This window comes from Luteimonas aestuarii (genome assembly GCF_004357985.1).
Lineage (GTDB): Bacteria > Pseudomonadota > Gammaproteobacteria > Xanthomonadales > Xanthomonadaceae > Luteimonas > Luteimonas aestuarii.
The window spans coordinates 95,971-108,296 of the sequence record NZ_SMTF01000004.1 but is presented as its reverse complement, the minus strand read 5'-3'; the positions used below and the strand labels follow the sequence as shown (position 1 = coordinate 108,296).

13 protein-coding genes are annotated in these 12,326 nt (G+C 68.1%); 6 read left to right on the top strand and 7 right to left on the bottom strand.

What is annotated here, in order from left to right:
- Positions 1-109: 109 nt before the first annotated feature.
- A complete protein-coding gene (locus tag E2F46_RS07595; RefSeq protein WP_165967392.1) occupies positions 110-823 on the top strand; it encodes a DUF4349 domain-containing protein in 714 nt (237 codons plus the stop codon).
- On the opposite strand, the gene E2F46_RS07590 is transcribed toward E2F46_RS07595, so the two are convergent.
- Together E2F46_RS07590 and E2F46_RS07585 are read right to left on the bottom strand one after the other, a co-directional pair.
- On the bottom strand, positions 820-2,235 hold the full coding sequence (locus E2F46_RS07590; protein ID WP_133321477.1) for a DUF2867 domain-containing protein: 1,416 nt from the start codon (positions 2,233-2,235) through the stop codon (positions 820-822). The genes E2F46_RS07595 and E2F46_RS07590 overlap by 4 nt on opposite strands.
- A gap of 10 nt (positions 2,236-2,245) precedes the next feature.
- A complete protein-coding gene (locus tag E2F46_RS07585; protein WP_133321476.1) occupies positions 2,246-2,566 on the bottom strand; it encodes a metalloregulator ArsR/SmtB family transcription factor in 321 nt (106 codons plus the stop codon).
- Between the two features lie 155 nt (positions 2,567-2,721).
- On the opposite strand from E2F46_RS07585, the gene E2F46_RS07580 reads away from it, so the two are divergent.
- Complete coding sequence (locus tag E2F46_RS07580; protein ID WP_133321475.1) at positions 2,722-3,681, top strand: aldo/keto reductase; 960 nt, start codon at positions 2,722-2,724, stop codon at positions 3,679-3,681.
- Between the two features lie 53 nt (positions 3,682-3,734).
- Here E2F46_RS07580 and E2F46_RS07575 read toward each other — a convergent pair whose 3' ends face one another.
- Together E2F46_RS07575 and E2F46_RS07570 are read right to left on the bottom strand one after the other, a co-directional pair.
- Positions 3,735-4,031, bottom strand: coding sequence for a hypothetical protein (locus E2F46_RS07575; RefSeq protein ID WP_133321474.1), 297 nt, complete (start codon positions 4,029-4,031; stop codon positions 3,735-3,737).
- A gap of 80 nt (positions 4,032-4,111) precedes the next feature.
- Entirely contained in the window at positions 4,112-5,107 is a 996-nt protein-coding gene (locus E2F46_RS07570; protein ID WP_425599812.1) for a peptidylprolyl isomerase, read from the bottom strand.
- A gap of 55 nt (positions 5,108-5,162) precedes the next feature.
- On the opposite strand from E2F46_RS07570, the gene E2F46_RS07565 reads away from it, so the two are divergent.
- The 3 genes from E2F46_RS07565 to E2F46_RS07555 all read left to right on the top strand — a co-directional run bounded on the left by E2F46_RS07565 (position 5,163) and on the right by E2F46_RS07555 (position 7,824).
- Complete coding sequence (locus tag E2F46_RS07565; protein ID WP_425599811.1) at positions 5,163-5,540, top strand: PadR family transcriptional regulator; 378 nt, start codon at positions 5,163-5,165, stop codon at positions 5,538-5,540.
- Positions 5,537-6,445 (top strand): sensor domain-containing protein, encoded by a 909-nt coding sequence (locus E2F46_RS07560; RefSeq protein ID WP_133321472.1) that lies wholly within the window; start codon positions 5,537-5,539, stop codon positions 6,443-6,445. The genes E2F46_RS07565 and E2F46_RS07560 overlap by 4 nt, the downstream gene beginning before the upstream one ends.
- A 68-nt stretch (positions 6,446-6,513) precedes the next feature.
- On the top strand, positions 6,514-7,824 hold the full coding sequence (locus E2F46_RS07555; RefSeq protein ID WP_243720346.1) for a hypothetical protein: 1,311 nt from the start codon (positions 6,514-6,516) through the stop codon (positions 7,822-7,824).
- Between the two features lie 13 nt (positions 7,825-7,837).
- Here the strand turns inward: E2F46_RS07555 and E2F46_RS07550 are convergent, their stop codons facing one another.
- Both E2F46_RS07550 and E2F46_RS07545 read right to left on the bottom strand, forming a co-directional pair.
- Entirely contained in the window at positions 7,838-9,151 is a 1,314-nt protein-coding gene (locus E2F46_RS07550; protein WP_133321471.1) for a polyhydroxyalkanoate depolymerase, read from the bottom strand.
- Positions 9,152-9,227: 76 nt separating this feature from the next.
- Positions 9,228-9,821, bottom strand: a complete 594-nt coding sequence (locus tag E2F46_RS07545; RefSeq protein ID WP_133321470.1) for a class I SAM-dependent methyltransferase — start codon at positions 9,819-9,821, stop codon at positions 9,228-9,230.
- A gap of 583 nt (positions 9,822-10,404) precedes the next feature.
- Between E2F46_RS07545 and E2F46_RS07540 the strand changes: the two genes are divergently transcribed.
- A complete protein-coding gene (locus E2F46_RS07540; protein WP_133321469.1) occupies positions 10,405-10,827 on the top strand; it encodes a CopD family protein in 423 nt (140 codons plus the stop codon).
- 108 nt (positions 10,828-10,935) lie between these two features.
- Here the strand turns inward: E2F46_RS07540 and E2F46_RS07535 are convergent, their stop codons facing one another.
- Positions 10,936-12,126 carry a patatin-like phospholipase family protein gene (locus E2F46_RS07535; RefSeq protein ID WP_133321468.1) on the bottom strand — a complete coding sequence of 397 codons (1,191 nt, stop codon included), beginning with the start codon at positions 12,124-12,126 and terminating at the stop codon, positions 10,936-10,938.
- Between the last annotated feature and the right edge of the window lie 200 nt (positions 12,127-12,326).

Here is a 12,326-nt window from a genome sequence, read left to right as displayed (position 1 = left end):
CGCACGGCGTTTCGCCATCGCGCTGTCGCTGTCGTGCGTGGCGCTGGCGGCGTGCGATCGTCCGCAACACACTGACGGGTTCGCCAGTGCGGCCACCGCGGATGTCGGCATGGTCGCACCGCGGGGCGCGCCGGGCGAGGAGGCCGGGCTGCGTTCGTTCCTGGCCTATGAGCACGTCGTTGGCGTGCGCATGCCTGCCGCTGGCATCGATTCGAAGCTCAAGGCTGCCCAGACGGCGTGCAACGAAGGCCGCTTTGGCGAGTGCGTGGTGTTGAACGTGCAGCAGCAAGGGGGCGACTATCCCAGTGCCAGCCTCGGCATGCGCATCGTTCCCACAGGCGTCGAGCCGATGGTTGCGCTGGCGAGCGAGGGCGCCGACATCGGCCAGCGATCCACGCGTGCCGAGGACCTTGCGGTTGCAGTGCACGACAACGAGCTCAGCCTCGCGCGGCTGCGCAACGAGCGTGAACGGCTGCAGGAGTTCCAGTCGCGTCGCGACCTGGCCGTCGCCGACATGATCGCACTGTCGCGGCAGGTGGCCGAGGTTGAATCCCAATTGGAAGCGGCCGAGCAACAAGGTGCGCAGCACCGCAGGCGCATCGACACGCAATTGCTTACGCTCAACTTCCAGCCGCCCAGCGGCCAATCGAACCGCAACGATATCGTCGTCGCCCTGCGCGAATCCGGCGGCATCCTCGCCGCAGGCGTGGCCTGGACGATCCGGGCATTCGCGTTCCTGCTGCCGATCGCGGTGCTGGTTGCGGGGGTGGTGTTCTGGATCCGTCGTCGCCGCAGGCGACGTGAAACGTCCCGAGGGCCTTAGCCGCGCGCCATCGCCATGGGACCAGGCGTCGCTTCCGTGCGGGCGTGGAGGACGTAGGCAACGGCCATGCGCAGCATCGCCGGGGAAATGTACTGGCGGTGCACGCCGGTGATCGCGGCCATGTAGAAGCGACCGAACAGGTTGGTGCAACGCACGCGCGTGCCCAGCCAGATGCGGGCAGCGCCGTCTTCGTCGATGGCGATGCCGACGCAGGAGCGGAATTGCAGGTGCCTGTCGTCGGCGCCGAGCAACACTTCGGCATAGCGCGCGCCGGGTACGCACTGCGCGAGCACCGGGTGGCGGCCTGCGAACAACTGGTCAGGTTGCTCCGAGAGCAAGGAGGACACAGGGCACCCCAGCGGCGAGGTGCGTAACCGCCACGGCCTCACCAGCACGTTGCGCAGCCGCATCAGCCAGGACACGCCGGTCGGAGGGTTGTGGAGGAAGCCATCGAGCACGTCGGCCAGCAGGTTTCCCGCATCGCCGCGAGGCACCGTGCCGGCAGGCAGCGTGAGCACGAACATGTCGTCATGGTCATGGCTTTCATCGAACTGCCTCGCGAGCAGGGATTCGTGCGGCACCGCATCCAGCTCATCCAGCTGGTGGCGGTGGTCCGTCCCGATGAAGCCGGGAGACGTGCGGCGTGCGGCGATCGCGCGCCGGACACGTCCCGAGGCATCGCGCAGGCGCGCGCACAGTCGCGCAGGCAGCGTGTCCGGTGCGGCATGGAGGGAGAGGGTGGTCGTGCGGCCTTGGCGTGGATCGATCCGTCCATCAGCGAGCCGCTCCGCCGCGGGCGCGGGCAGGAGCTCTGTCAGTGCGGGGATGCTGGCACGATCCTCGCCGATTGCGGCGAGCAGTGCGGGGTCCGTGATGCCCCCGCGTTCGTCGGTGTGGCAAGACAGTGCGAAGAAAGCCGGATGGCGGCTGCCTTGCCGCAGCGGAACGAACTGGTGCCAGGTGCCACCGCCGAAGCGGACCACGAACAGGCTGTCCGGCGCCACGTCCACGCAGTGCAGCGAACCGGCGAATGCATCGGGGTCGGCCCGCAGTGCGTCGTCAGCGATGGTCGAGAAACGCAGCTGCGCGCCACCGCTGCCGGCGACGGCGGTGAACACACGATGGCCGGCGTGGCGATGGAAGGGGTGGCCGCCGTGGTCCACTGTGAACGAGTACAACGATGTCGCTTCGCCGCGGGCCAGATCGATGCCGAACAACTTGGTGGAAGGCTCGTCGAGGGCGTCGATGTAACCGGGATGGCCGCGCTGCCGATGGCCGGCGTCGGCGAACAGCTGGTTGCCGGTGCCCGGCGGGAGCTGCGCGACCAGGCAGACCTCCACCGCCATGCCGCCGTTGCCGGAGGGGATGCGGACGAGGGGGAATCCCGTGGTCCTGTGGACGAATGCAGGCATGGGCCGATCCTCAGCGTGTCTTCGCGGCCTTCGACAACTTGCGCGACTCGCGCTTCAGTGGCCCGGCGGTGGGGCAGATCTCGAACGCGAATCCGGTCAACGAATTGACCAGGTTGTCCGGCCTCAACCGGTAGTGCACGAACTGGCCACGACGCTGGCCGATGACCAATCCCGCGGACTCGAGTACCGAGAGATGGCGGGAAATCGCGGGCGCGCTCATGTCGAAGCGACTGGCGATCTCGCCGGCCGTCAGTTCCTGCGCGGACAGGTAGGCCAGGATTTCCCGCCGCGGCTGCGAGGCCAGCGCTTCGAACACCTTGTCGATCGACATGATTGTTTAATTATGCAATTAACTTATTAGTTAAGTTATTCATCATCGGCTGCCGTGTCAAGTGACTTCCGTCGGTTGAACCCCGCACTGCGCTGGGCCAGACTCAAACATCCCCACGCATCACCTCTTTCCCCATTCATCAAAGGAGACCGTCGATGGCGACCCGTCGCGATTGCCTGAAGTTTTCCGTTGCCGCCGCGCTGGCGGCCGCCTTGCCTTCGGGCCGCCTGTTTGCAGAATCCGGTGCCGGCCCCGTGCTCACGCGTGCCATTCCGTCATCCGGCGAACGCGTGCCGCTGGTGGGGCTCGGCAGCTCGGCCACGTTCTCGCAGGTTGCGCGAAGCGAAGATGTCTCCGCCCTGCGCGAGGTGCTGCAGGCGCTGGTCGATGGCGGGGGCACGGTGTTCGATACCGCGCCAAGCTACGGCGCGTCCGAGGAGGTGGCGGGCACCATTGCGCGCGAACTCGGCCTGACCGACAAACTGTTCTGGGCCACGAAGGTGAACGTGGTCGGGCGTGGCGAGGACAAGGCCGACCCGGCGAAGGCGCGCGAGCAGATCGAGAATTCGTTCAAGTTGATCGGCAAGGACACGCTGGACCTGGTGCAGGTGCACAACCTGGCCGACATTCCGACCCAACTGGGCATCCTCAACGAATACAAGGCCGAGGGCCGCATCCGCTACGTCGGCGTCACCTCCACCAGCAAGCCGGCGTATCCGCGGCTGATCGAAGCGATGCGCAACGAGGACATCGACTTCATCGGCGTCGACTACGCGGTGGACAACCGTGATGTGGAAGAAACCATCCTGCCGCTGGCGCTGGAGCGCAAGATCGGCGTGCTGGTGTACGTGCCGTTCGGGCGCACGCGCCTGTGGAACCGCATCGGCGACCGTCCGCTGCCGGAGTGGGCGGCGGAGTTCGACGCCACGTCGTGGGCGCAGTTCATGATCAAGTTTGTCGCCGCGCATCCGGCGGTGACCTGCGTCACCCCGGCCACCAGCCGCGCGCGCAACATGGCGGACAACCTCGGGGCTGCGCGCGGGCGCTTGCCCGACGAGGCGCAGCGCCGGCGCATGGTCGAATTCATCGAGGCGTTGCCCGCGGCCGAAGGCTGACGAGCCAAGGGGTCGCGGCGCGTGCCGCGGCCCTCACGCCCCGGGTCCGGCGGTCACGCTTCTTCGTCATCCTCGATCTCGACCAGGGCGTCGAGGTCGAATGCCAGTGCTTCCACCGCTTCGCGCACCTTGCGCGCTGTGGACGGGTTGGGTACTTCCACTTCCACCTGGTGCGTCTTGGCGCTGCGCACGTCGTGCAGGCCGGCCGAGCTGGAATCGGCATCGTCCATGTGCGGCATCAGGTCGTCGGTTTCCTCGACGTGCTCGATGCCCTCGAGGCTTTGCAACAGGTTGATGATCGCGCGGGCGTGGTCGTCGCTGCCGGCGATGCGGAGTCGTAGCTGGGCCATGGGGTCCTCGATGCGTATGGGGGCGACCGCAGCGTAGGAATCACCGGGGGAAATCGGCGTGACGATTTGCAGGCGCGGATTCAGCCTTCCCCGTCCGATGGCACGCGCGTGGGGATGGCGATGTTGCACAGGTCGACATGGCCCGCAGGGCGCTTGTAGAACGCGTCGCGACGATTGCGCCGCGATTCGACGTAGGCATCGAACGTGGCGGTGTCGGTGCGCAGCACTTCGATGCGTTCGCGTTCATCTTCGGGCACGTCCGAGGCAAGGCGCAGCGATGGGATCGGCGTGCGCTCTGCCTCGGTTTCGTAGAAGCCCAGCGGGCCAGTGCCGCGCGGCAGTGCGCTCAACAGTTCCATGCCCGACAGCACGCGACCCACGACGGTGATGTTCCGGTCGAGTTGACGCGGCGATTGCCCGGTTACCACGTAGAGTTCGGCGCCGATGCTGCTGTCGGCCTCCATGCCGCGCCCCGCACCCAGCGCGCCATAGCAGTGCGCCATCCAGGCCTGGCCCTCGGCGCTCTCGCGGGCGGCGGGGAAGCCGTCACTGAACCCGACCTCGGCCGCCCAGCCATCCGGGTCCGGCAGCGGATGGAAGGGCAGGCCGCGCGCGCTGCGCTCGAACTCGGCGGGTAGTGCGGATTTCGCGCTGCCGATGGACTTGGCCAGCGCCGGTTCGTCGGCGTCGGCGTCGCCGAACTGCACCACGAAGTTGTCATGCGAGCGGTACAGGCTGGTGCCGTTCCAGAAGCCCTCGCGGGCCAGGGTGCGGATGTTGGCCACGTGCTCCGGCGCGAACGCAGGCGCCAGCTCGATCACGACGCGCCCGCCTTCGAGGTCCATGTACAGGGTGTTGGCCGGGTCGGGCGTACGCCAGTCCGAAGGCTGCGAGGCATCCAGGACCTGCTGCGTGGTCGGCGGCCCGGCAGCGTCGTCGGCGGAGGCTGGCGCGGCGAGGCCCAGCAGCAGGGCAGGCAGGAGGGTGCGCAGGGGCGAAAGGACAGGCATCGGGACTCCGGCGTCGGGCGGTCCCCGGATTGTGGCCGAACTCCGGCCGGGGGCGACTAATGGCACATCCGCTATAGCGAACTGAGTAATAGTATCGTCTCCACCATCAGGGAGGCCGCCCGTGGGCGCTGGCGACGACATCGGTGACCCGCAGCTGCGCAAGTTCCAGAAGGAACTGAGCGCCGGCACGGTGGCGCTGGTGCTGCTGGCGGTGCTGGCCGCCTCGGGGGAACCCATGTACGGCTATCAGATCGCCAAGACCCTGGAGCGCAGCGGCGACGGCGTGCTCGCCGGCAAGCAGAGCGCGCTGTACCCCGTGCTGCGCAACCTGCAGGCGGCCGGCCTGCTGGACAGCTTCGTCGAACCGTCCGACGCGGGGCCGCCGCGTCGCTACTACCGCATCACCGCGCAGGGCCGCACCGCGCTGCGCGACTGGGCCGCCGCCTGGCGCGCCACCCGCGATTCCGTCGATTCCGTCCTGGAGGGGAGCCGAGAATGAACACCGAACGCCTGCCGACCACGATCCCCGAATACCTGGCGCATCTTCGCCGCTCGCTGGCCGGGGCCGATCCCGCGTTGATCCAGGACGCGCTGTACGACGCCGAGGAATACCTGCGTTCCGAACTGGCCGAAAACCCCGGCAAGTCGGAAGCGGAGGTGATCGCCGCCGTTGCGTCCAGTTACGGCGCGCCCGACGAGGTGGCCGACATCTACCGGGACACCGAGGTGAAGGTACAGACCGCGCTGCGGCCGCCTCCGCCGCCGGTACGCAAGTCTGCCTGGGGACGGTTCTTCGGCGTATTCGCCGACCCGCGCGCCTATGCCTCGCTGTTCTACATGGTGCTGGCGCTGGCCACCGGCATCTTCTACTTCGTCTGGGTAGTGGCGGGCTTCTCGGTGTCGCTGGGTCTGTCGGTGACCATCATCGGCATTCCGCTGCTGATCCTGTTCTTCGGTTCGGTGCGCGTGCTGTCGCTGGTGGAAGGACGCATCGTCGAGGTGATGCTGGGCGAACGCATGCCGCGACGGCCGCTGTACACCGTGCGTGGCCGCAGCCTGTGGCAGCGCATCGGCGACATGTTCACCGACCCGCGCACCTGGAGCACGCTGCTGTATTTCCTGCTGATGCTGCCGCTGGGCATCGCGTACTTCACCATTGCTGTGACGCTGTTGGCGGTATCGTTGTCGTTCGCACTCAGTCCGCTCACGCTGTTGCCGGGCATCGAGTTGAGCGTATGGATGTTCGGTTTGAACCTGCCCGAGCAGACGCCGTGGCTGCTCCCTGTGGTCAGTCTGGTCGGCATCGCCCTGCTGTTCGCCACGATGCATATCGCCCGCGGCATCGGACGGCTGCACGGCCTGTTCGCGAAGCACCTGCTGGTGAAGACATCGCAATACGCGTGAGAATGGCGGCATGGTGCACCGGTTGGCACCAGAGCGGTTCGTCATCCGTGCGTTCCGGGGAGGGGGAGATGAGCAGGCAGCGGGGTAAGCGTGAAGCCATCTTGATAGCGGCATCGCTGGTGATGGCGACGACGGCGATGGCGATGGCGGTGGAACCGGTGCCCGCGGAGATCGCACGGGACCTGGCCCGCGTCGCCGACATCGCCGACGATCCGGAATCGGGCCGGCGTGCGCAGGCGCTCTGGGGTCTGGCGCTGGACGCGCCGGTGCTGCTGATCGAGCCGTCGACGCGCCGGGCCTGGCGCAGCGACCCGGCTTCGGGCCAGCCGCTGCGCGTCGCGCTGCGCGAGGGGCAGTTGCCGGCCAACACCTGCATCGAGGTGGACGGCGCGCCGATGGTGATGCTGATGCTGCCGCTGGCGGATGACGACGACGCGCTCGCGCGCCTGCTCTGGCACGAACGCTGGCACTGCGAGCAGGACGCGCTGGGCCTGCCGGCGGAAGAGGGCGACAACGCGCACCTGGACGGGGAGGCGGGCCGCACCTGGCTGCGACTGGAGTTGCGTGCCCTGTCGCAGGCGATTGCAAGCGACAAAGATGCCGCCGCCCGCGGCCACGCGCAGGCCGCGCTCGCGTTCCGGGCGCGCCGGTCGGCCCAGGGCGAACTGGGCACGGACGTGCTGGCGCAGGAAGCGCGGCTGGAACGCAACGAGGGCCTGGCCGAATACAGCGGACGCGTCGCCAGCGCAGCGGATCCCGCGCCGGCTCTGCTGGAGGCGCTGCACACGGCCGATGCGAACGACGGCTTCGTACGTTCGATGGCCTACGCCACCGGGCCGGCCTATGGCCTGTTGCTGGACCGCTGGCGCGACGGATGGCGCGCGGAGGTGGGCGGCCAGAGCGACCTGCCGTCGCTGCTGGCGCAGGCCCTGCCGCCAAGTGAAGTCGAGGCCGGAACCGCAGGGCTCGATTACGGGATCGTCGAGGTGCGTGCCGCCGAGCGCGAACGCGCGGTGGCCAGGGCGCGGCGAGCGGACGCCTACCGCAGCCGCTTCGTCGAGGGCCTGACATTGCGGTTGCCGATGCGCGATCCTGCGGTGTCGTTCGACCCGCGCACGCTGTTTCCGCTGGGCGACGCCGGCACCGTATACGGCACCCTGACCGTGCGTTCGGCCTGGGGCGAATTGTTGGCTACCGAAGGCGCACTGATGGCGCCGGACTGGTCCGGCGTCACTGTCGATGCCGCGACGCTCGAAGGCTGCGGCGCCACGTGGACGGGGCAGGGATGGACGCTGTCGCTCTCGTCCGGCTGGCGACTGCTGCGCACGGACGATGGCTGGCGGGTGTACGAAGGCCTGCAGGACGCCTGCGCCGACTGACACCCGGTGGCGATCAGCCGCGTGTGGCTTTTCGAGCGGGCTTGCGGGGGGTCTTGCGAGCGGCAGGCTTTCGCGTCGCCGCCGTCGCATTCCCGGCAATGAACTCACGCACCTGCGGGTAGACCTGCTCGCGCCAGCGGCGGCCACTGAAGATGCCGTAGTGGCCGGCGCCCTTGACGGTGAGGTGCTTGCGGTCCGCTTCGGCGACGCCGGTGCACAGCTTGTGCGCGGCGCGGGTCTGGCCCTGGCCGGAAATGTCGTCCAGTTCGCCCTCGATGGTCAGCAGGGCGGTGCCGCGGATGGCGGCGGGGGTGACGCGTTCGCCGGCCACGTCCCACTCGCCGCGCGGCAGCAGGTGCTGCTGGAACACCACGCGCACGGTGTCGAGGTAGTACTCGGCCGGCATGTCCAGCACGGCGTTGTATTCGTCGTAGAAGCGGCGGTGCGCGTCGGTGGTGTCCAGGTCGCCCTTCAACAGGTCCTGGTAGTAGTCCCAGTGCGACACGAAGTGGCGTTCGGGGTTCATCGCCATGAAACCGGCGTGTTGCATGAAGCCCGGGTACACGCGGCGGCCGGCGCCGGGGTAGTTTTGCGGCACCGGATGGATCAGGTTGGACTCGAACCACCACAGCGGCTTTTGCGTGGCGAGGTTGTTGACCGAGGTCGGCGATTCGCGGGTATCGATGGGCCCGCCCATCATCACCAGCGAGCGCGGGGTGTCTTCGCCACGCGCGGCCATCAGCGATACGGCGGCCAGGACCGGTACGGTCGGCTGGCACACGCTCATCACGTGCAGGTCCTTCGCGCCGATCTGGCGGATGAACTCCTCGATGTAGGCGACGTAGTCGTCCAGGGTGAATGCGCCGGCCTCCTTCGGCACCATGCGCGCATCGACCCAGTCGGTGATGTAGACCTTGTGGTCGCGGAGCATGGTACGCACGGTGTCGCGCAGCAGGGTGGAATGGTGCCCCGACAGCGGCGCGACGATCAGCACCGTCGGCTGGCCCTTCATCTCCGAGATGCTGCCGGCATCGTCGGTATAGCGCTTGAAGCGCAGCAGGCGGCAGAACGGCTTGTCCAGCGCGATCTTCTCCACCACCGGATAGGTCGCGCCATCCACCTCGACCGCGTGGATGTCGAACGCGGGCTTCTCGTAGTCCTTGCCGATGCGGTAGGCCAGCTCGTTCGCCGCGGCGATGCGCTCGGCGCCGGCCAATGCCGACAGCCAGCTGCCCGAAGCGGAAAACGCCTTGGCGTTGGCTTCGGCCCAATACGTGAAGGGCGCCATCCAGGCGCGTCCGAGTTCGTGGAACTGGTACAGGAGCATGGGAGGGTCCACTGCGGTTGCTGCGTCGCAGCATATCCGATCCAGCCGGTGCGCGGGTGAACCGGTTGGCGTCCTTTCAGGACGTGGTTTCCAGCGCCGCGGCGTCATCGGCGAGGACGGGTGACAGCCAGCAATGCGAGCCGACCTGGCGGAAACCTGCGCCTTCGAAGCGCTTGCGGTAGAAGGTCGCAGGGCGGCGCACGAAGCCATCGTCGTCGCCGTCGGCCTCGTCCTCGCGGGCGAAGCATTCCAGGAAGGCGACGCCGCCGCAGAGCTCGGCCAGCCCGGGCAGGCCGTGGTCGATCTCGCGCGCGGGCAGGTAGTGCAGCACGTCGCTGCAGACCAGCAGGTCCACGGGAGGGCACGGCCGCAAGTGCGCGAAATCGGCGAAGCGCGCGAAGTGCAGGTTGCGGCGCGCACCGTGCCGCTCGATGGCCCAGGTGCTGCTGTCGAAGCCGAGGTACTGCAGCTTCGGCCGTAGTTTCAGCAGCGGCGCGCGCCAGGTGCCTTCGCCGCAGCCGATGTCGAGCACGCTGCGCAGCGGGCGTTCGAGGTGGTATTCGGCCGTTGCCACCGCCAGCGCCACCTTGCGCGCCAGTCGCCGCGCGCCGCCGATGTCGCCGCGGCGGTACCAGCGGTCGAAGTAGGCCTGGTCGTAGCGCTTGTCCATGTGGCGGTTCGCGGGAGAGCAGTCGCCATTGTAGGAGCACGCCATGCGCGCGACACACGGCCGGGGCTGGCGGAGCCATGCAAGCACAAGAGCGCTTCGCCCTGAAGGGCGGGCCATGTTCTGTGCTGGCACACTGCGAAGCGAACGGCGCAGCCGGTCAAGGAAGTAACCAGAGAAATGCCCTTCCCCGATCAGGGCTGACCGGGCATGTTGGGCTCAACGGGATTTTTCGACAGGACACCCGTGTCCTGTCGAAAACCGGCTGGCTTGTCCGCTTCGCCGCCAAGTCCGGCCGGTGCTTGCTGCGCGGGCGTTGGACAATGCGCGCGCCAGTGGCGCGCGAGCGTGCATCGGCTCACCCAGGCCAGCCGCCCTCCGGGTCTTCCAGCAGTATTGCTGCTCCACGTAGATCGACGGACCAACACTTGTCATCCCGGCTTGCGCCGGGGTGACGGTTTCGAACGATTTGTCCCGTTGCCACCGCAGCGTGTCCGTCGCGACAGTACGCGGGCTTGGTCGCGCGCATGGCGTGCTTCTACAATGGGCCGATCGCGCGATCGGGTCGCGCAGCGAGTGCAACGCGATGCAAGCCTACCTGTGGACGAAGACCTTCCACCTGCTGTTCGTGATGGCCTGGGTGGCGGCGGCGTTCTACCTGCCACGGATCCTGATCAACCTGGTCGAGGCGGGGGACGATGCCGCGGTGCGCGCGCGACTGGTGACGATGGGGCGGCGGCTGTATCGCTTCGGGCACGTGATGTTCGGTTTCGCCATCGTGCTTGGGCTGGTGCTGTGGATGCACTTCCGCATCGGCGGCGGCTGGATGCACGCCAAGCTGCTTGTGGTCGCGTTGCTGCTCGCGCATTTCATCGTCGCGGGGCGCTGGCTGAAGGGCGCGGCTGCCGGACGTGCGTTGCCGTCCTCCGGGGCGTTGCGCTGGTTCAACGAGATCCCGGTGTTCCTGCTGCTGGCGGTGATCTACCTGGTGCTGGCGAAGCCGTTCTGACGGCTTGGTCCGGCGACAGGCGCATCACCAGGTACGCTGGATCGAGGCACCGCGATCCCTCAGGCGGCAGGCGACCGACACCGCGCGCAGGAATGCATCCGCGGGATTTCAGCCGTTGGCGTGCCGATGCACGTCGTGGGTGGCCACGCCGATGTCGCGATCGGGAAGATCGAAGAACGCCGGGTGGTCCAGCGTCAGCGCCATGTCGCGCAGGCCGCTGTCCCAGTGTTCCCGCAGCGGGATGCGGCCGAAGGCGTAGTCCTTGTGCTGCTGCTCGTGCGTCTTGCTCTGGTAGATCAGGTGCACGATGTTGAACACGCGGTCGTCGAGGTAGGGCGCCAGGACATCCTGGAGGTGCGCGGGCAGCTTGCGGTCGGGGATGCGTTCGATCAGTTCCTTCAGCGACGTGCGCAGCCGCTGCGCCAGTTCCACCATCTGCGTGCCGTGCCGGGTGCGGCTGGAGAAGCGGATGTCCTTCATGCGTTCCAGCACGTCCATCATCGTCCGCGGCGGTTCGCCGCGCGCACTCCACAGGTCCACCTGCAGGGCAAGGGTATCTTCGTGCGGGCGGCATTCCAGGATGTATTCCAGCGGCGTGTTGGAGACGATGCCGCCGTCCCAGTACCACTCGCCCTCGATCTCCACCGCGGGAAACGCTGGCGGCAGCGCACCGGATGCGACGATGTGTTCCGGGCCGATGGCCTCGCGTGCGCTGTCGAAGTAGCGGAAGTTGCCGCGGGTGATGCCGGTGGCACCCACGGTGAGCCGCACCTCGTCATCGCGGTTGATGCGATCGAAGTCGACGAAGCGCTCCAGCGTGGCGTACAGCGGCGTGGTGTCGTAGAAGCTGGTCGACTGCGGGCTGCCATCGGTGAACAGGAACGGCGACAGCAGACGCGGTTCGAAGAAGCCGCGCTGGCCCTGCAGCAGGGCGCCGAATGCGCTCATGCCGCGTGCCCAGGCCAGCAGCTCGGTCTCGTCCGGAAACGCGGCGATCGCGCCACGCACCGCCATTGCCGGCAAGGCGAAGTTGCCACCCGGCTCGCTGATCAGTTCCCAGAAGCCGCGCAGCGCCGCGACGCGATCTTCCGGCGCATTGCCGGCAAGGATGGCGGCGTTGATCGCGCCGATGGAAATGCCCGCGAACCAGTTGGGACGGAGGCCGGCCGCATGCAGGCCTTCGTACACGCCGCACTGGTAGCCGCCCAGCGCGCCGCCGCCCTGCAGGACCAGCGCGACGGTCGGGTAGCGCGCGACGCGCTCGCAAACGTCGGGACGGGGATCGATGGCGACGGGCATGCACGCAGCATAGCGCGGGTGGTTTCCCCGGGGCGGTACGGCTGGGGCACCTGTTGTGGGTCATCCACCCGCCGGCGTGCGATCCCCCGACAAGCGGCGTCGCCCCCGCGGACGCGGGCTCCAGGGACGTCACAGTCGCATGCCGTCATCTGCAAGGATCCCCGTGTTCGCGGAGGTGAGGGGTTGGCGGGTGGAAAGGC

Excerpts from the sequence above, each read along its gene's own strand:
- E2F46_RS07595 (WP_165967392.1), top strand. The coding sequence starts at position 110 with ATGGTCGCACCGCGGGGCGCGCCGGGCGAGGAGGCCGGGCTGCGTTCG.
- E2F46_RS07590 (WP_133321477.1), bottom strand. The coding sequence starts at position 2,235 with ATGCCTGCATTCGTCCACAGGACCACGGGATTCCCCCTCGTCCGCATC.
- E2F46_RS07585 (WP_133321476.1), bottom strand. The coding sequence starts at position 2,566 with ATGTCGATCGACAAGGTGTTCGAAGCGCTGGCCTCGCAGCCGCGGCGG.
- E2F46_RS07580 (WP_133321475.1), top strand. The coding sequence starts at position 2,722 with ATGGCGACCCGTCGCGATTGCCTGAAGTTTTCCGTTGCCGCCGCGCTG.
- E2F46_RS07575 (WP_133321474.1), bottom strand. The coding sequence starts at position 4,031 with ATGGCCCAGCTACGACTCCGCATCGCCGGCAGCGACGACCACGCCCGC.
- E2F46_RS07560 (WP_133321472.1), top strand. The coding sequence starts at position 5,537 with ATGAACACCGAACGCCTGCCGACCACGATCCCCGAATACCTGGCGCAT.
- E2F46_RS07555 (WP_243720346.1), top strand. The coding sequence starts at position 6,514 with ATGAGCAGGCAGCGGGGTAAGCGTGAAGCCATCTTGATAGCGGCATCG.
- E2F46_RS07550 (WP_133321471.1), bottom strand. The coding sequence starts at position 9,151 with ATGCTCCTGTACCAGTTCCACGAACTCGGACGCGCCTGGATGGCGCCC.
- E2F46_RS07545 (WP_133321470.1), bottom strand. The coding sequence starts at position 9,821 with ATGGACAAGCGCTACGACCAGGCCTACTTCGACCGCTGGTACCGCCGC.
- E2F46_RS07540 (WP_133321469.1), top strand. The coding sequence starts at position 10,405 with ATGCAAGCCTACCTGTGGACGAAGACCTTCCACCTGCTGTTCGTGATG.
- E2F46_RS07535 (WP_133321468.1), bottom strand. The coding sequence starts at position 12,126 with ATGCCCGTCGCCATCGATCCCCGTCCCGACGTTTGCGAGCGCGTCGCG.